The organism is Mesoterricola sp. JemC181, assembly GCF_055384585.1.
The window spans coordinates 4,135,378-4,152,486 of sequence record NZ_AP045076.1 but is presented as its reverse complement, the minus strand read 5'-3'; the positions used below and the strand labels follow the sequence as shown (position 1 = coordinate 4,152,486).

Sequence of the window (17,109 nt, the reverse complement as noted above, 5' to 3'; positions counted from 1 at the left end):
GGGGCCCTCCTAGGACTGAGGCAGAAAGTGGAGTCGGCCCTGGGACGCGGAATCGGGCCCCGGCAAGCGCATTTGCGCCCGCACAGCCGGGCTGGTGGGCAGCAGGAAGAGCAGGGTGTAGATGATCTCGCCCTCAAAGGAGGTGAGCTGCGAGTGGCTGACGAACAGGAAAACCAGGTTGACCAGGGCGAAGGAGACGAGCACCCACCGGACCCTGGGCGTCGCCGGGGCGGTGAGGCATTTCCGCAGGTAGTAGGCGATCATCAGCATGAAGAGGCAGAACCCGAAGGGCCCCACATCCACCCATACGCCCAGGTAGGTGTTGTGGGTCCCGTTGTCCACGAGTCCCTTCTGGGTCATGACCGTCGGATGCTCCTCGTCGAACTGGGTTCCGATCATGGCATTGAGGCCGTACCCGTACCAGGGTTCCACGGCCACGACGGCCATCCAGTCATTGAACAGGTCGATCCGGGTGGCCTCGCCGCGTTCCGCCGTGTTGCTCTCCTTGACGTCCATCATCCGGGCGAAATAGGCGTTCGGGGACGAGGACCTGGACTCCTTGCGGAGGGCGCCGCCGAAGGTGAAGGCCAGGACCCCGGCGAGGATCAGCGCAAGGGCCACCATCCAGGCCTTGACGTTCCTCCGGTGGACGATGGCCATGTAGAGGAGGGTGATGACAACGAGGAGGATGGCTCCCTTGCGGCTGGCCGACAGGTAGAAGATGGGCAGGCAGCTCAATCGGCCCAGCAGGCCTGCCCAGGGGACGGCGAAGGCCGAGAAGATCAGGACCACCAGGCAGATGTAGGCGCCCAGGTTCGGGTTGCCCCAGAGGCCGCCATAGCGCTGGAAGCCGCCTTCCATCGCGGCCGAGCGCATGGTGACGGTCCGTACCACCGCATCCACCTGCGAGCTCAGGCTGGACAGGAGGAGCACCAGGATATTGATGATGACGGCGAACTGGATCGTGGTGGCGAAGGTCCGCAGGTTCCGGGGACTCGCGGAGAGGATCGCCATGGTGGCCCCGAGGAGCGCCGTGATGCCCAGGGTCTTGATGATGAAGTAGGTGTCCAAGCGGCCGGCCACGATGCTTCCCCAGGCGAAGTAGAAGCAGAGCCAGCAGAGGTAGGCGGCCAGCGGCCACATCAGGCGCCCCAGGGAAAGCCTGCTCCCGAAGGAGGCGATGATCAGGATCATCAGGCCCCAGAGAAGCCAGGTCGATACCCGCAGGTAGTGGGAGAGGAAGGGCAGCATGCCGGCCAGGACCATCATCACCAGGATGGAAAGGGCGCGGATCCGCCAGGACGACCCACCCGCTCCCTCGTCTCCAGCTCCGGTGCTCTCCGCGAACCCTGACATCCAGGCCTCCTCCGAAGTCATGCGACAGGCATCCGCCGGGCCGTTCATTGCGGGGGGTCCAGGCTCTTGAGAGCCTCGCCACCCAGTGGCCCGGCAAAACGGACCGCCGTTCCTTGTCCATTGTTCCTGGTGACGACGCCTTCCGCAATGAGCCCCGGATCCGTTGCCCCCTCCTCGGGCAGGGCCAGGGTGCAGGGGCTGCCCTCGGGCAACCCCGGACGGGGTTCCACCAGCATCCCCCCCCTGCTGATATTGTGGGCCTGCAAAACGGCCGAAGCTGCTCCCGGATGGGTTACCAGAACCGGCCGTTCCAGCGTGGTTCGGTCGAACGCGCGGCGTTCACCGGGCCGGATGGGCTTCACGGGGGGAGGGAGGAGCCCCAGGGTGGCCAGGATGACCTTGATATTGGAGCTGAAGGTGGCCTGCGCCGCGTACTCCAGGTTGATGCGGATCTTGTTGGGAAGGATATTCTCCTTGTAGAACGTTTCCGGATCCTCACAGTCCCGGAGGAGGTCGTTCTCGTAGCGGTAGGCGATGGACGCGGCGTCCGTGATCCCTGGCCTCAGCTCAAGCACCCGGGCCTGGTCCTTGGAATAGATCGAGACGTACCTGGGGACTTCGGGCCGCGGTCCGACCAGGCCCATGTCCCCGGTGAGGACGTTCACCAGCTGGGGCAGCTCGTCGATCTTCCAGGCGCGCAGCATGGCCCCCAGCCGCGTGATCCGCACGTCCCGGCCCACGGTGAGGAGCGGCCCCTTGCGGTCGGCGTCCACGGCCATGGTCCGGAACTTCAATATCCGGAATGGCCTGCCATGCCGGCCCACCCGCACCTGGCGATAGAAGACGGCCCCGCCGTCCTCCAGCTTGACGAGCAGCCCGACCAGCAGGAGAAAAGGCGAAAGGACAACCAGACCGAGCAGGGAGGAGAAGAAGTCGAAGAGCCGGATCATGGTCAGCGCAGGTGGGTCGCGACGATCTCTTCGATGGCGGAGCAGACATCATCAACATCCTGATCCGTGAGGCCCGGGTGCAGGGGCAGGGAGAGCATCCTGGAGAACGCGTCGAAGGCCACGGGGCAGTCCTCGGGGCGGTAATGGTACTTGTCCCGGTAGAAGGGTTGCATGTGCACCGGGAGGTAATGGACCGACGTGCCGATCTGGCGGGCCTTCAATTCCTCGATGAACGCGTTGCGTTCGATGGTTAGCTTTTCCGGGCGCAAGCGGAGCACATAGAGGTGCAGGCTGGACTCCACGTCCGCGTCCTCCACGGGGAGTTGCAGCTCCTCCAGCTTGCCGAGCCTGGCATTGTAGGCGTTCCAAACCTGGCGGCGGCGGGCCTGGAACCCTTCCAGGCGCGCGAGCTGGGCCAGGCCGAGGGCCGCCTGGATATCGGTCATGTTGTACTTGAAACCCGGCATCAGGACCTCGTAGTACCAGGATCCGGACCGGTCGAAGCGCTTCCAGGCCTCCTTGTCCATGCCGTGGTGGCCGATCATGCGGGCCCTGCCCATCAGCTCCTCGGCGCCGGTGAGGCACCCGCCCTCGGCCGTGGTGAGGTTCTTGGTGGCGTAGAAACTGAAGGAGGCCAGGTTGCCCCGGGAGCCCACCCGTCTCCCCTTGTAGCTGGCGGGGAGCGCATGGGCCGCGTCCTCCAGGATCTGGAGCCCGTGAAGGTCCGCCAGTGCGAACAGCTCGTCCAGCTGGGCGGGGTGCCCTGCGTAGTGCACGGGCATGATGGCCCGGGTGCGGGGGGTGATGGCCCGGGCCGCGGCCTGGGGATCGATGCAGAGGGTTCCGGGCAGGACATCCACCAGGACCGGTTTGGCGCCCACGTGCTCGCAGACGTTCGCCGTCGCGCAGAAGGTCAGGCTGGGCACGATGACCTCGTCGCCGGGCCCGACGCCCAGCACCACCAGGCCCACATGGAGCCCCGCAGTGCAGGAATTGAAATTGACGAGGCCGGGGGCGCCCAGGTAGGCCTTGAGCTCAGCCTCGAACAGCCGGGTCTTGGGACCGGTGGTGATCCAATCCGACATCAGCGTGTCCATGACTTCGGACCGCTCGGTGTCCCCGATGGAAGGTGGGCTGAACTGAAGGAAATTCCCTCTCACGCTGGTGCCTTTCGGTCAAACGAATCGTCCGGGACGGAATGAACCCTGGGATCACTCAGGCTTTTAACAAGCCATCAATCAGCATATTCCATTAATCAAGATATTACATCTGGTAAACCGGGCCCATGAATTTCTCAGGATATTTTCAGGGGGCCCACTCTGCGCATAAAACAAACGAAAGAAGAGAGTTATAAAACCAACCCAGGCGTCATTTATCCTCTCCCTGACCTTGATTCCGGGGCAGCGTGCATTTCCTGCTGGCCTTGGCCCGTCAGGGCGGGTATTTTCCGAATCGTCTCCAGGCCCGCCGGACCCGGCCTCCCCGGCGGGCACCTGCCCAGGTGGAGCCGGGCGTTCATACCCTCGGCCGGGACGGGGTTCCACGGCGCGACCCGGAATTCACCAACGCTTGTCTTGCGTGGCCTGGGGATGGGCCGTTAGACTGGGATCTTGAACGTCTCAACCCCTTGAGCGTTTGATCGTCCGATTTTCCCCCCATCTTTCTCACTTGGGTGAATTAATAATTCCGTATTCCTGGAGCCCAGCCTTCCCGTTTCCGGGAACCGTTCATCCACGCAAGGCGCAATTGGCTTTGTCGCCACACCCTGTTGAAGATCTGCCCTTCCTCGGGAATCGCCCGTCCGATCACTGTCGCCGAAGGTAAACCATGGCGGTTAAGGCACCAAATTGTGAAACTAAACCGGACCTGGGCCAGGGTGGACCGGCGGCCCCACCGCGAAATCCCACCGTGGGCCTGCGGATGGCCATCTTCGTCAACCACCTGATCGATGGAGGGGCGGCCAGGGTCGCGGTGAATCTGGCCCGGGCCTGGTCGGAGCAGGGAAGGCGGGTGACGATCCTGACCTCCGATTCGGGCGAGCATCCCCCCTTCTACGAACTCGATCCCCGGGTTGCGCACCTGCCGCTTGGCCTTCGATCCGATTCCAGCAATATCCTGGACGCATCCTGGTCGAATATCTGGCGGTTGATCCGCCTCCGGAGGGCCTTGAAGGCCATCCGGCCGGACATCCTGGTGTCCTTCCTGGACCGCAACAATGTCCTAAGCCTGCTCGCTTCGCGGGGGATGTCCGGCCTGCCTGTCATCGTCTCAGAGCGCACGGACCCAAGTGGACGATCCATCGGACGTGCATGGAATGGCTTGCGCCGTCTGGCCTACCCCTGGGCCGACTGCGTCGTGGTCCAGACGACCCACGCGCTGAATTTCTTCTCCCGTGCCGTGAGGTCCAAAGGCAGGGTGATCCCCAACCCGGTGGTGCTGCCTCCGGCGGATCCGGAGCCTGGACCGCGGGGGCCGAGGCGGGTCGCGATCACCCTTGGCCGGCTCAGCAAGGTCAAGGGCCATGACATGCTCATCCAGGCCTTCGCTGCGATCGCGGGCGACTTCCCGGACTGGGACCTGGCGATCTATGGGGAGGGTCCGGAGCGCAGGGCCTTGGAAGGGGAGATCCAGTCGTACGGACTGGGGGACCGGATCCTGCTGAAAGGTGCGACGGAACAGGTCGGTGGCTGCCTGCGGGCCGCCGATCTGTTCGTATTCCCCTCGCGGACGGAGGGCTTTCCCAACGCCCTGGCGGAGGCGATGGCATGCGGCCTTCCCGTCGTGAGTTTCGACTGCGAGAGCGGCCCTTCGGAATTGATCCGGGATGGCTCGAATGGCCTGCTGGTGCCGCCCCAGGATGTGCCGGCCTTCTCCCGGTCCATGGCGAGGCTCATGGCCTCCCCCGAGGAGCGGACCCGGATGGGCGCCGCTGCCAGGGATGTGCTGGAGCGGTTCAGCGAGGACAGGGTGATGGAGATGTGGGAGTCAGCCATCCAGGCTGCGATTCGGGCCCGCGGTATTAGGAGTGCGTCATGAACCGCCCTCCCTGTCAGACTCAGTTCAAGGGTTTTCGATCATGTTCTTTTGTCACCGTGGCAATCGACGAGGAGAGGCGGCTCGGCCTGATGGGCAGCCCGAACGCGTCCGTCAGGCCTCACGCATGCGTTGAAGGAGCTCGAGTTCATGCCTGAAAATCAGTATCTGCTTCGTTTCGATGACATCTGCCCAACCATGAACTGGGCGAACTGGGAATTGATCGAGCAAGAGCTTGTGAAACACAACGTGCGCCCCATCCTCGCTGTCGTTCCCGACAACCGGGACCCCTCGCTCATGACCGACCCCCCCGCCCCCGACTTCTGGGATCGGGTCCGGAAGTGGCAGTCGATGGGCTTCACGATCGCCATCCACGGCTTCCAGCATGTGTACGTCAACCACAACAAGGGCCTGATGAGGCTGACGCCCAACAGTGAATTCACCGGCCTACCCTACGAGGTCCAGAAGGAAAAGCTTGTCAGGGGGCTGGCCATCTTCTCGGAACAAGGCGTGGTGGCCGACGCGTTCGTGGCGCCCTCCCACTCCTTTGATGCGACCACCCTCAAGATCCTCGTGGAACTCGGGTTGAAGGTCGTCTGCGACGGCCTCTGGCCCTGGCCCCACACGGACGCGGACTCGATCTTCTGGGTGCCCCAGCAGCTTTGGCGGTTCAGTGCGAAGTCTTCGGGGGTCTGGACGGTCTGCAACCACCACAACCGGTGGTCGCCCGAGTACATGGCCGTATTCAAGAGGGACCTTGCCACCTATGCGCCCCGAATGACCGATGTGGCCACGCTCACCAAGCTCTACCGGGACCGGCCGCTCACCTTCGGTGACCGTTTCATCGCGATGCAGGACCTGATCTGGAACCATCGTGTCCTGCCGGCGATGGGCCGGTTGAGGCGCCTTATCTTCAAATCCAGGCGAAGCACATGAGTCGGGAACGGCCCCGGCTGCTTTTCCTCATCAATTCGTTGAACCCCGGGGGAGCCGAAAGGCAGCTCCTGGAGCTGGTTCGCTCACTCGACCGGGACCATTTCGAAGTCCAGGTGGTGGTGACGTACGATCAAACGGACGAGTCGAAAGCCGGGTTCTACCGGGAGATGAGCGCAATCCCCGGGGTCACCCTGCTAAGCCTGCACAAGCGGAGGGGCCCCCTGGGCTACGGGTCCTCCCTGCTTCGCCTCCATCGGCTGGTACAGCGGTTCGACCCCCATATCCTCCACGGATACATGGAAGGGAATCTGCCCGTCCTGCTCATTGGGAGCCTTTCCCGGAAGCGGGTCGTCTGGGGCATCCGCCGAACCAGCGCCGACCTGTCCAAGATGGACCGGATCTCCCGTATCCTCCAGGAGGTCATGGTCTACCTCTCGCCCTTCACGGATCTGGTCATCTTCAACTCCGAGGCCGGACTTCGCAACCACGCGCAGTTCGGAATGCGGGCACCGCGCATGGGGGTCGTGCCCAACGGCTTCGATGTGGAGACCTTCCGGCCCGACCCGGGCGCGGGGGCGCAGCGGCGGGAGGCCTGGGGCATCCCCGGGGAGGTGCCCCTGGTGGGCATTGTCGGCCGCCTGGACCCGGTGAAGGACCATCCCACCTTTCTGCGCGCGGCCGCCCGGATTGCGACGAAATGGCCCACCGCCCGGTTCGTTTGCGTGGGGAATGCCCCTGAGCCCTATGCCCGCACCCTGAGGGACCTGGCCGGGTCCCTGGGGATAGGCGAACGGGTGCACTGGCCAGGCGTCTGCCAGGATATGAAGAGCGCCTACAATGCCCTTTCGCTGCTGATCCTGGCGTCCACCGACGAGGGCTTCCCCAATGTCCTCGGGGAGGCCATGGCCTGCGGCGTCCCGTGCGTGACGACCCGAGCCGGAGATGCCGAGGCCCTGGTGGGGGACACGGGACTGGTGGTGGACATGGGCGACCCCGGCGCCCTGGCCGAAGCCGCCTCCATCCTCCTTGCCGAGTCCGCGCCGTTGAAAGCGGCCCGGGCTGCCGCCGCGCGGGCGCGGGTCTGCTCCGTCTACAGCACGGAAGCCCTGGCCCGGAACACCGAGAACCTGCTGGCCTCCCTCCTCTAGGAGCCGCCCCTCTCGTACTTGTAGTCGAATTCGTATTTGTAGTAGCCATAAAGCCCGCCAACCTTGACCAGCTTTATGTCATTGAAGAGGCACCCCTTCAGCTTGCCCTCCAGGTGCCGCAGGCGGTTCTGGCAGGTCTGGATCTCCTCCAGGGGATGCTTGCCGTATTTGGCCACCAGCAGGATGGTGTCCGCCTTGGACCCCAGGACGATTGCGTCGCTCACCGGGAGGATCGGCGGGGCATCCACGATGACAAAATCGAAGGCCTCCGAGACCTGCCCCATGAACTCGGAGAAGGAAGGGGACATGAGCAGGACCAGGGGGTCCGGCGGCAGAACGCCTGTGCTGAGAAGGCTGAGCCCCGGAATGGGCGTGGTCTTGAGGAGGGTCTTCCAGTCGGCGCGCCCCGTCAGGGCCTCCGACAAGCCTCCCGCCCGCCCCTTGATTCCGAACGTGCGGTGCAGGTTGCCTCGCCGCAGATCTGCGTCCACCAGCAGCACCTTGGCTCCTCCCTGGGCCAGGACGGCGGCAAGGTTGGTGCTCACGAAGGACTTGCCCACCTCGGGGGAAGGGCCGGTGATCAGCACGATGCGGTTGGTGACGTCCTCCATCATGAAATGCAGGACGGTGCGCAGGCTCCGCATGCTCTCCGTGGCGATGTCCTCGGGTTCCCCCATGGCCAGCAGGTGGGTGCCCTGGGCGTGCCTCCGGATGGCCCGGTTGAAGTTATCCTGGGACTCCGAGTGGGGGATGGTCACCAGGATCGGGAGGCCCAGCTTGGCCTCGATGATCCTGTGGTCCTCGACCCCCCTGCGCATGAGCCGGCGGATGATGGCCATTCCCACTCCGACCGTGGTTCCGATGAACAGGAAAAGGACCATCAGGACCTTCTTCCTGGGGGCGATGGAGTCGAAGGGCGGAATGGCGTAGTCCACCACCCGGGCGTTGCCTACGGATCCTGCCAGGGTGTTCTGGAGCTGCTGGATGCTGGTGAGCAGGGAGGTGTACATTTCGGACTTCACCTGGGCATCCCGCGTCAGCCGGACGATTTCCTGCTGGGCCTTGGGGAGGGCGGACACCCTGCCGGAAGTGCGGGACAGTTCCTGCTGGAGATGGGCGATCTGCTGGTCGGTGGTCGTGACGAGGTCGGAATGCTCCGTATAGGTCCTGAGGAGTTCCTGCCGCCGCTGCTTCAGGGTCGAGATCTGGGCCTCCAGGGACGCGCCCTGCTGGAGGAACACCTCACCCTCCCTGGCCAGGTCCAGGGCGCCGTTCTGACGGCGGTAGTCGTTCAATCGGCTCTCCGCTTCGGAGAGCTGGGCCTGGAGGGCGGGTCGCTGATTCTGGAGGAGGATGAGAGCCTTGGAAGAGTCGCCGGATTTGCGTTCAATCGTCTGGCGAACGTACTGGTTGAGGATCTCATTCAGGATCAGGGCTGCCTGGTCGGGGTCGGGATCCGTCAGGGAGAGGCCGAGGAGGTTGGACGACTGGTTGGCATTCTTCCCCCGTTCCTCCACCATGAGGCCGAGCCGGAGGCTGTTGATGGCGTCCACCGTGGGGCGCATGGAGAGGGAGAACTCCTGGCCCGGCTTCCCGCGGAGGGTGCGCACCTTCAGCTTCATCGGCCAGCCATTCCAGGTGGCGCTCAACCGCTCGCCGGGCTTGCCTTCAGCCAGGACGGAACCATCCGGGCCGCTCCACCGGTAGAGTCCCCCTGCCAGGGCGGTCAGCTTGAAAAGGGTCCCCCTGGCTTTGTCCGGCACTTCGAAGGAGGTCACCTCCACTTTCGGCCGGGTGAGGGGGTTCCGGTTGAGGAGCTTGCCCACCAGGGGGGTGAGCACGGGCGCGGCTTGGATGTCCAGGCCCAGGTTGGTCACGACCCGGCCGAGCACGAGGTTGCTCTTGACGATCTCGATTTCGCCCTGGGCCACGGTCGTCTGGGCGAAGACCCCTTCCATCTTGGTGAATTCCGCGGTCTGGGTGCTGTAGCTCTTGGCCGTTTCCGTCTGCAGGAGGCCTTCGACCTGGTAGATGGGGGTGGCCGAAAGGACATAGAGGAGCCCCACGGCCCCAAAGAGGAACACTGAACCCAGAATCAGGTACCGCCCCTCCCACAGGTTGGCGAAAACCTCGCTCAAGTTGAATTCATCCGCCTTGTCCTGGGCGGCCAGGGGAGCTGGAACCCCCACTTGGGAAAAGGGGGGCCTGTTGGGGTTGGGGGCGGAGGCGTTGTTCATGAAGACCTTTGCTTGGGAACCACGTGAATCAGCCAGTCGTCGACGGACTGGCGAATTTGCTTGAGAACCTGCAGGAAGACGTCGGGCCCCTTCCGGAACGGATCCGGAATTTCCCGATCGGGGGACGGCCGCCAGTGCCCGAGGAGGAAGATGCGCCCATGGGCGCTGGGGACCCTTCTCTCGCAGTCCTTTTTCTGGCGTTCGTCCATGACGAGGATGAGATCCGTCTCCAGCGCGAGGGCAGGAGTGAAGTGCCTGCCCCGGTGGCTCCCGATGTCCAGGCCCTCGGCTGCCATCAGCCGGGCCGCTTCCGGATCGGCAGGGTAGTCCTCCAGGGCCCCGAGTCCGGCGGACCCGATGGTCAGCCCCTCCCCCGCGCCGGCCTTGAGCAGGGCCTCCGCCATGGGGCTTCGACAATGGTTGCCGTCGCAGACTACGAGAATGGACTCGATCAAAAGGGGTGAATTCAGGAGACGACCTTTGGAGGATGTTGGGGCGGGCATGGCCGGGTGGATCGTTCGCCTAGAGGCGCTTCTTGAAATAGTAGACCTGCGCCCCGGTGGAGGCCCCGGCCGTGACGGCGTTGATGGTGGGCATGAGCAGGTTCATCACGCGGCTGAACCGCACCAGCGTGCCGGCGTCGACGTAGACGATGTCCCTGGGATTCAGGGCGAACTTGTCGGCCAGGATCATGGAGGCGGGGTTGCGGGCGTCCAGGTGGAAGACGTCCACCTTGTTGGCCGCACCGGCGGAACGGATGACGTAGATGGAGGTCGCGTCCGCGCTGCTGACCTGGATTCCGCCCACTTCGGAAATGGCCTTGGCAAGGCTGAGCTTGCCGTGGACGAGGGGGATGTTGCCCGGCCGCATGAGTTCACCCATGAGGTACACCGGTTCCTCGCTGGCGTTGGGGATCTGCAGGGAGTCGCCGTCCTGGAGCAGGATCTGCCCAGAGGCATTGCCCATGGCCATGAGGGCCTGGAAATTGAGCATCCAGGACTTCGAGCCCCGGGTCAGCACCATGCGGCTGTCATCCGCGGCGGGCAGCAAGCCGCCGGCCCGATTGATGGCCTCGGCGAGGGTGAAGGGGACGTCCGTAACGGGGTAGATGGCCGGGTTCCGCACCTCGCCGCCCACGTAGACCTTCTGGGAACGGTAGACCAGGACCTTCACGTCCACCTGGGGATTGCGCAGCGACTTGGCCAGCTGGGTGGTGAGGGCGTCGCGGACCTGGCTGATGGTCATGCCCTGGACCTTCAGCTTGCCCACGTAGGGGAAGAAGATGTACCCCTCCTCGTCCACGAGGTTGCCGTACGAGGTGTCGGTGCGGTTGGGCCCCATGGGGAGGGAGATCTCGGGGTGATCCCACACCGTCACGAGCAGCACGTCCTGGGAACCCACGTGATAGACCTGGGCCCGATCGGACACGAGGGCCGAGAGATCCACCGGGACCGCGGGGCGCGCGGCCTGACGGTTGACCAGTTCCGGCGATACGGGATGCAGCGTGACGGCAAGACCTCCCACATCCTCGGGCCGCTCATGGCTGTTGGGCCGGGAGGTGAGCTTCATGCCCGGAGCCTGGCAACCGGCCAGAAGCGTCAGGGCCAGCAGTCCCAGGCCGAGGCGGAACCTCAGGGGGGCCACCCGGACCGGAATGGATGAAGGAACTTGAGCGTGCCCCAGGGTTCGCAACACGATGCGCTCCAAAGAAAAAAACGGCCAGGTGGATTGTTGTGGTTTCTAGTATGCCATCAGATGTAAGCGCGAAGGCCCAGGGTTTCCGGAGACCTGAAATCGATCGGGGCGGCGGGCGCCACGATTTTCCCGTTGACCGGCGTCGCCTCGGCATCGAGGTACCGGCCGAGGCCGTGGGGGGAGGGCTGGAAGGTGGGAATCAGCTCCATGAAGCACCGGAGCATTTTCGGGTAGCAGGTCTCGCCTTCGCCGTCCAGGATCTCCCGCAAGACGGCGAGCCCCTCCCGCAGCCGTTCGGGATCCACAGGGAACTCCTTGGCCTCAAAGACCTTGGGATGGACGGTGGTGCGGGATACGCGGCCTTCGGTGAAGAGCTCCTCCACCAGCTTCTCGCCGGGCCGGACCCCCGTGAAGCGGATGTCCACGTCCACCCCCGGGGAGAACCCGGACAGGCGGACCATTTCCTCGGCCAGGTTGACGATGTGCACGGGTTCGCCCATGTCCAGGGCGAAGACCTTGCCCGTGTCGCCCAGGATGCCCGCCTGGAGGACCAGTTGGGCCGCCTCGGGGATGGTCATGAAGTAGCGCACCATGTCCGGGTGGGTGATGGTGACGGGTCCGCCGCCCCGGATCTGGTCCCGGAAAAGGGGGATCACGCTGCCGCGGCTGCCCAGGACGTTGCCGAACCGCACGCTCACGAACTTGGAGCCGGGGCACTCGATCGCGGCCCGGGCCACCAGGAGCTCGCCCACGGCCTTGGAGGCCCCCAGCATGTTCACCGGATTGACGGCCTTGTCGGTGGAGACGTTCACGAAGATCCGCGTGCCGCAGGCCTTGGCGGCCTCGATGACGTTGCGGGTGCCGAAGATGTTGTTCTCGATGGCCTCCTCGGGGTTGGCCTCCAGGAACGGCACATGCTTGTGGGCGGCGGCGTGCAGGACGACCCGGGGCCGCCACTTCTCGAATACCTGGTGGAGGCGGGCGGGGTTGCGGATGTCGCACAGGGCGATCTCCACTTCCTGGTTCGGGAAGAGGTTGACCAGCTGCCGCTGCACCTCCCAGAGGCTGTTCTCGCCGCGGCCCAGCAGCACGAGCTTGCCGGGGTGGATGTCGGCCACCCGCCGGGCCAGTTCGCTTCCAATGGAACCGCCCGCGCCGGTGATGAGGACCACCTGGTTGTCCAGGGCCTTCCGGATGGCCTCCGTGTCGAGGGTGATGGGATCCCGGCGCAGCAGGTCCTCGATGGCGATGTCCCGCACCTCGGGCTTCCAGGGCCGGTCGCCCACGAGGTCCATGATGCCGGGGACGGTCTTGAGCTTGATGCCCTCGGTCATGACGATCTTGGACAGTTCACGCAGCCGCGCTCCGCGCACCCCCGCCATGCCCAGGATGACCTGGGAGACGTTCTGTTCGCGGATGATCAGCGGAAGGAGCGTGGTCGGGCCCAGGACGGGGATGCCCAGGATTCTCAGCCCCTGCTTCTCCAGGTCGTCGTCGATGAAGCCCAGCACGTTGCAGCGCAGGCGCGGATGCTCCCGCAGCTCCTGGCAGAGCAGGACGCCCGCGCGTCCCGCGCCGATGATGAGGGTCCGCTCGGCCAGCATCCCGCCGGGCACCACGGACGGATGCGAATGGCGGCGCTGGTGGATGGCCAGGGCCGCCATGCGCACCACCACCCAAAGGATGCCGGTGATGAGGCTGGCGCCCAGGACCACGTCCGGGCGGACATTGTCCGTCCAGCCGCCCCGCACCAGGCAGAGGGTCATGTTGGTGCCCGCAAGGGTGGCGGTGCCCAGGACAAGCCATCGGGCGTCGTGGATGTCCATGGCCCGGTAGTGCTGGGTGTGGAACCGCAGTCCCAGGTTGATGAACATGGCGATGAGCACGAAGGCGACCATGCCGCGCCCGAAGTTCACGCCCTGCAGGAGGACGCTTGACGCCACCACGAAACCTAGGCAAGCGACAAAGGTGTCGAGGGCGACCTTCACGACCTTGCGGACGTGAGGCCCCTTCAGGAACCGGTTGCCGGCCTGTCCATCTTCAGCCTGGGGAGGGTCGGTGGTTTCAGCCATGGCTAGGATCTCCGGACTTCAAAGAACGAGCCGTTCGGGAATGTGACGAGAACTGTCTTCCATTTGGTTGCGACATCGGTGAACCTGCTGGATCCGGGGGCTGCATTGGGTTGAAAAACGGAAGCAATTGAGTCGCAAGGGAGGCCTGTCGGATTCGGGTGCAACAGGGAGGTCTTGAATTATTCTTCATACCAGACCTTTTGTGGCAAGCGGTATTTTGGTGCACCGTCTGCCCGGCGATGCGGCGAGGGGCCTCCCGGGGGATAGATGCAACCGGCCGGCACCAGGGGCGGGCGTCAAATGAACAACGACTCCCAATCAATTCATTGGGGCACGATGCACAAGGAAAAGTAATTCATTTTTGGTGATTCCACCATCTTCTTTTACAAATAGTCTGGAAAGTATGCTTTGCCCGGAATGCGACCCGGTAGACGGGAACCCCCAGGAGCACCAGGGCCATGCCGGGCCACGTGTAGGATGGGCGGTAAACAAGCAAAACAGCGATGAATGCGAGGGCGCCCGCCAGGTAGATGAGGGGCGGGAACGGATAGGCGAAGATCTTCACCGGCCGTTCCAGGGTGGGCCGCTTCCATCGGAGCACGAAGATTCCGGCTACTGTCAATACATAGAAGAGGGTGGCGGCCACCATGGAGAATTCAAGAAGTTGGGCATAGCTCCCGGTGAGGGTGAGGAGGCAGGCCCAGGCCGCCTGGAACCCCATGGCCCAGGCCGGAACCCCGAACCGGTTCAGGCGGGCAGCCAAAGAGAAAAACAGACGGTCGGCCGCCAGGGTCTGGTAGAGCCGGGATCCGGCCAGCACCAGGCCGTTGGCGCACCCGAAGGTGCTGACCAGGATGGCCAGGGCCATGGCGCGGGACCCGGCCGGGCCGAACAGGGCGTTGAGGGTGGCGGTGCCCACCCGGTCCCCCGGCGCCGAGGCGATCCCCCCGGGACCCAGGATCCGGAGGTAGACGGTGTTGGCCAGGAGGTAGAGGCCCAGCACCAGGAGGGGGCCCACCAGCAGGGCCAGGGGGATGGACCTGCGGGGCTCCCGGATCTCCGAAGCGATGAAGGTGACCGAGTTCCAGGAATCCGACGAGAACAGGCTGCCACTCTGGACCACCAGCAGGGCGGCCAGGAAGGGCAGGGCGCCCGGGACCGCCGCCCCGGGCGGGTGGGCGGGGGCGTCGGCCAGCAGCCCCACGAGGATGAGGGCCGCCAGGCTGCCCAGCTTGGCCACCGTGAAGACGTTCTGGATCCAGACCCCGATGCGCCCGCCATAGGCGTTCACCACGCTCAGGAGGACGATGACCCCGATGGCCGCCAACCGGGCCGGGGTCAGGCCCAGGTGGTAGGGGCCCACCACGATCCCCGGCACCACCTCCAGGGCCCGGACCTCCAGGGGCCCCACCAGGTAACGGGTCTCGCTCACGGCGGGCAGGAAGGTCCCCAGGAACTTCCCGAAGGCCATGGCCACCGCGGCCAGGGCCCCGGTCTCGATGATGAGGAAGGTGGTCCATCCATAGAGGAAGGCCACCAGGCGCCCGTAGCTCTCCTTCAGGTACACGAACGGGCCCCCCGCCGTGGGGAAAATCCCCGCCAGCTCCCCGTAGGAGTGGGCCCCCAGGAGGGTGAGGACGGCCGTGAGGCCCCAGGCCAGGAGAAGGAAGGCGCCCGTGCCCCCGGTACGGACCATTTCCGCGGGGACGATGAAGATGCCGCTGCCGATCATGGAGCCGGCGATGAGCATGGTTGCGGAAAAGGGGCCGATGTGGCGCTGATACGCATTATTCATAAATAATCCATAAATTAACAAGATGCCCGCTCCCGCTCTCCGGTTCCATGGCATGGCGACGGATTTCCTCCTAGGCTGGAACCATGGCCCGATCCCGCACTTCCACCCGTCTTGCCGCCGCAGTGGCCCTCCTGGCCCTGCTGCCCCTGTCGGGCCTCTGGCTCTGGAAGCGCCAGGGTCCCCTGGTCGCCCAGTCCATGCTCCTGGTGAAGCGGGGCACCACGGTGGACGCCCTGGCCGACCAGATGGAGCGCGACGGCCTCATCCGGAGCGCCGCCCTCTTCAAGCTCTGGGCCCGGGCCCGCAAGCTCCAGCTCATCCGGGGCGAGTACACCATCGAACCCCGGGCGTCCCTGGCCGACGTGGCCGGAAAGCTCAAGCGGGCCGACATCCACTACACCAACATCGTCCTCCCCGTGGGGGCCCACGGCTGGGCGATCCAGCGCCGCCTCCGGGACTTCGTGCCCGAAGACGTCTTCTGGACCCTGTGGAAGAGCCCCCGCCTGGCGAAGACGGCCGGCTTCCCCGAGGCGGAGACCCTGGAGGGGCTGCTGGCCCCGGCCACCTACCGCGTCAACCACGCCCAGGAGCCCGAGGAGATCCTCCTGGCCATGGCCGAGGCCTTCCGGGACAAGGTGCTGCCAAGCCTGGAGGGAGGTGCCCTGCCGCCCTACCAGACGCTCATCCTCGCCAGCCTTGCCGAAAAGGAGACCCGCCTGCCCGAGGAGCTCACCAAGGTCGCCGGCGTCTACGCCCAGCGCCTGAAGATCGGCATGCGTCTCCAGTGCGACCCCACGTCGCTCTACGCGAGGTGGGCCTCCGGGGACCTGCGGTTCACGGCCCCGACCCCCGAGGACATCCACCGCGCCAGCCGCTTCAACACCTACACCGTGGGCGGCCTGCCCCCCACCCCCATCGCCATCCCCAGCGCCGCGGCCATCGAGGCCGCCAAGGTCCCCCAGATGGGCAGGGACCTCTATTTCGTCGCCACCGGCAGGGGCGGCCACTCCTTCGCCCCCAGCCTGGCCGAGCACAACCGCAACGTGGGCGTCTACCGCAAGGAAGTCAAACGCCAGAAGAAGGCGATGGCCCTCCATGGCTAGGACACGCCTGGATCTGCTCCTGGTGCAGCGGGGCCTCTGCGAGACCCGCAGCAAGGCCGCCGCGCGGATCATGGCCGGCGACGCCCTGGTGGACGACCGCCCCGTCACCAAGGCCGGCGCCCTGGTGGCCGAGGAGGCCGTCCTGCGCCTGCGGGGCGAGGCCCTCCCCTTCGTCAGCCGGGGCGGCCTGAAGCTGGCCCATGGCCTGGAGGCCTTCCGGGTGGACCCCGAAGGCCGCGTCTGCTTCGACGCCGGCGCCTCCACCGGCGGATTCACGGACTGCCTCCTCCAGCGGGGCGCCACCCGCGTCTACGCCGTGGACGTGGGCACCAACCAGCTCCATTGGAAACTCCGCAGCGACCCCCGGGTCGTCTCCATGGAACAGGTGAACCTCCGCCTGTGGGACCCCGCCCTCGTGCCCGAGCCCTGCTCCCTCCTGGTGGCCGACCTCAGCTTCATCTCCCTGCGCCTGGCCATCCCGCCCATCCTCCCGTCGCTGGCCCCCGGCGCCGACGCCATCCTCCTGGTGAAGCCCCAGTTCGAGGCGGGAAGGGACGACGTGGGCTCGGGCGGCATCGTGAGGGACCCCGAGGTGCACGGGCGGGTGAAGCGGGAGATCTGGGACTTCTTCCTGGAGAGCGGGCTGAGGCCGCTGGCGTGGGACGTGAGCCCGATCCTGGGGGGGGAGGGGAACAAGGAGTTCCTGCTGCACCTCAGGCGGGTCTGAGCGCCTGCCGGATGTCCCGCACTTCCAGCCTGGCCAAGGGGCTTCCGTCCCGTGCGA

The 17,109-nt window shown here is 65.5% G+C and carries 13 protein-coding genes; 5 read left to right on the top strand and 8 right to left on the bottom strand.

Annotated features, from left to right (window positions below):
* Positions 1–9: 9 nt before the first annotated feature.
* Genes ACZ5MC_RS18255 through ACZ5MC_RS18245 form a run of 3 tightly spaced genes read right to left on the bottom strand, consistent with a single transcriptional unit; the run spans position 10 to position 3,466 of the window.
* Positions 10–1,356 carry an O-antigen ligase family protein gene (locus tag ACZ5MC_RS18255; RefSeq protein WP_306601912.1) on the bottom strand — a complete coding sequence of 449 codons (1,347 nt, stop codon included), beginning with the start codon at positions 1,354–1,356 and terminating at the stop codon, positions 10–12.
* A gap of 44 nt (positions 1,357–1,400) precedes the next feature.
* Positions 1,401–2,306 carry a sugar transferase gene (locus ACZ5MC_RS18250; protein WP_464516450.1) on the bottom strand — a complete coding sequence of 302 codons (906 nt, stop codon included), beginning with the start codon at positions 2,304–2,306 and terminating at the stop codon, positions 1,401–1,403.
* A 2-nt stretch (positions 2,307–2,308) separates the two neighbouring features.
* Entirely contained in the window at positions 2,309–3,466 is a 1,158-nt protein-coding gene (locus tag ACZ5MC_RS18245; RefSeq protein WP_306601910.1) for a DegT/DnrJ/EryC1/StrS family aminotransferase, read from the bottom strand.
* A 760-nt stretch (positions 3,467–4,226) separates the two neighbouring features.
* Here ACZ5MC_RS18245 and ACZ5MC_RS18240 point away from each other — a divergent pair.
* The 3 genes from ACZ5MC_RS18240 to ACZ5MC_RS18230 all read left to right on the top strand — a co-directional run bounded on the left by ACZ5MC_RS18240 (position 4,227) and on the right by ACZ5MC_RS18230 (position 7,423).
* Positions 4,227–5,342: a glycosyltransferase family 4 protein gene (locus ACZ5MC_RS18240; RefSeq protein ID WP_306601909.1), complete on the top strand. Its 1,116-nt coding sequence runs from the start codon at positions 4,227–4,229 to the stop codon at positions 5,340–5,342.
* A gap of 147 nt (positions 5,343–5,489) precedes the next feature.
* The gene (locus ACZ5MC_RS18235) at positions 5,490–6,275 is read left to right on the top strand and encodes a DUF2334 domain-containing protein (RefSeq protein ID WP_306601908.1); all 786 of its coding nucleotides are present in this window, start codon (positions 5,490–5,492) and stop codon (positions 6,273–6,275) included.
* Positions 6,272–7,423, top strand: coding sequence for a glycosyltransferase (locus ACZ5MC_RS18230; RefSeq protein WP_306601907.1), 1,152 nt, complete (start codon positions 6,272–6,274; stop codon positions 7,421–7,423). Before ACZ5MC_RS18235 ends, ACZ5MC_RS18230 begins: the two co-directional genes overlap by 4 nt.
* Here ACZ5MC_RS18230 and ACZ5MC_RS18225 read toward each other — a convergent pair.
* From ACZ5MC_RS18225 to ACZ5MC_RS18205, 5 genes are all read right to left on the bottom strand, one after another.
* Positions 7,420–9,561: a polysaccharide biosynthesis tyrosine autokinase gene (locus ACZ5MC_RS18225; RefSeq protein ID WP_306601906.1), complete on the bottom strand. Its 2,142-nt coding sequence runs from the start codon at positions 9,559–9,561 to the stop codon at positions 7,420–7,422. The two genes, ACZ5MC_RS18230 and ACZ5MC_RS18225, sit on opposite strands and share 4 nt — an antisense overlap.
* A 95-nt stretch (positions 9,562–9,656) precedes the next feature.
* Entirely contained in the window at positions 9,657–10,163 is a 507-nt protein-coding gene (locus ACZ5MC_RS18220) for a low molecular weight protein-tyrosine-phosphatase (protein ID WP_306601905.1), read from the bottom strand.
* Positions 10,164–10,182: 19 nt separating this feature from the next.
* Positions 10,183–11,355 carry a polysaccharide biosynthesis/export family protein gene (locus ACZ5MC_RS18215; RefSeq protein ID WP_306601904.1) on the bottom strand — a complete coding sequence of 391 codons (1,173 nt, stop codon included), beginning with the start codon at positions 11,353–11,355 and terminating at the stop codon, positions 10,183–10,185.
* A gap of 56 nt (positions 11,356–11,411) precedes the next feature.
* Positions 11,412–13,427 carry a polysaccharide biosynthesis protein gene (locus ACZ5MC_RS18210; RefSeq protein ID WP_306601903.1) on the bottom strand — a complete coding sequence of 672 codons (2,016 nt, stop codon included), beginning with the start codon at positions 13,425–13,427 and terminating at the stop codon, positions 11,412–11,414.
* Positions 13,428–13,782: 355 nt separating this feature from the next.
* Positions 13,783–15,222: an APC family permease gene (locus ACZ5MC_RS18205; RefSeq protein ID WP_306601902.1), complete on the bottom strand. Its 1,440-nt coding sequence runs from the start codon at positions 15,220–15,222 to the stop codon at positions 13,783–13,785.
* Positions 15,223–15,305: 83 nt separating this feature from the next.
* Between ACZ5MC_RS18205 and mltG the strand changes: the two genes are divergently transcribed.
* Both mltG and ACZ5MC_RS18195 read left to right on the top strand, forming a co-directional pair.
* A complete protein-coding gene (mltG, locus tag ACZ5MC_RS18200; RefSeq protein WP_306601901.1) occupies positions 15,306–16,325 on the top strand; it encodes an endolytic transglycosylase MltG in 1,020 nt (339 codons plus the stop codon).
* A complete protein-coding gene (locus tag ACZ5MC_RS18195) occupies positions 16,318–17,052 on the top strand; it encodes a TlyA family RNA methyltransferase (protein ID WP_464516449.1) in 735 nt (244 codons plus the stop codon). The genes mltG and ACZ5MC_RS18195 overlap by 8 nt, the downstream gene beginning before the upstream one ends.
* The last annotated feature ends 57 nt before the right edge of the window (positions 17,053–17,109 follow it).

What these genes read in the sequence shown, in the direction of transcription:
- ACZ5MC_RS18250 (WP_464516450.1), bottom strand. Translation starts at nt 2,306, where the DNA reads ATGATCCGGCTCTTCGACTTCTTCTCCTCCCTGCTCGGTCTGGTTGTC.
- ACZ5MC_RS18205 (WP_306601902.1), bottom strand. Translation starts at nt 15,222, where the DNA reads ATGAATAATGCGTATCAGCGCCACATCGGCCCCTTTTCCGCAACCATG.
- ACZ5MC_RS18235 (WP_306601908.1), top strand. Translation starts at nt 5,490, where the DNA reads ATGCCTGAAAATCAGTATCTGCTTCGTTTCGATGACATCTGCCCAACC.
- mltG (WP_306601901.1), top strand. Translation starts at nt 15,306, where the DNA reads ATGGCCCGATCCCGCACTTCCACCCGTCTTGCCGCCGCAGTGGCCCTC.
- ACZ5MC_RS18220 (WP_306601905.1), bottom strand. Translation starts at nt 10,163, where the DNA reads ATGCCCGCCCCAACATCCTCCAAAGGTCGTCTCCTGAATTCACCCCTT.
- ACZ5MC_RS18240 (WP_306601909.1), top strand. Translation starts at nt 4,227, where the DNA reads ATGGCCATCTTCGTCAACCACCTGATCGATGGAGGGGCGGCCAGGGTC.
- ACZ5MC_RS18255 (WP_306601912.1), bottom strand. Translation starts at nt 1,356, where the DNA reads ATGTCAGGGTTCGCGGAGAGCACCGGAGCTGGAGACGAGGGAGCGGGT.
- ACZ5MC_RS18230 (WP_306601907.1), top strand. Translation starts at nt 6,272, where the DNA reads ATGAGTCGGGAACGGCCCCGGCTGCTTTTCCTCATCAATTCGTTGAAC.
- ACZ5MC_RS18195 (WP_464516449.1), top strand. Translation starts at nt 16,318, where the DNA reads ATGGCTAGGACACGCCTGGATCTGCTCCTGGTGCAGCGGGGCCTCTGC.
- ACZ5MC_RS18210 (WP_306601903.1), bottom strand. Translation starts at nt 13,427, where the DNA reads ATGGCTGAAACCACCGACCCTCCCCAGGCTGAAGATGGACAGGCCGGC.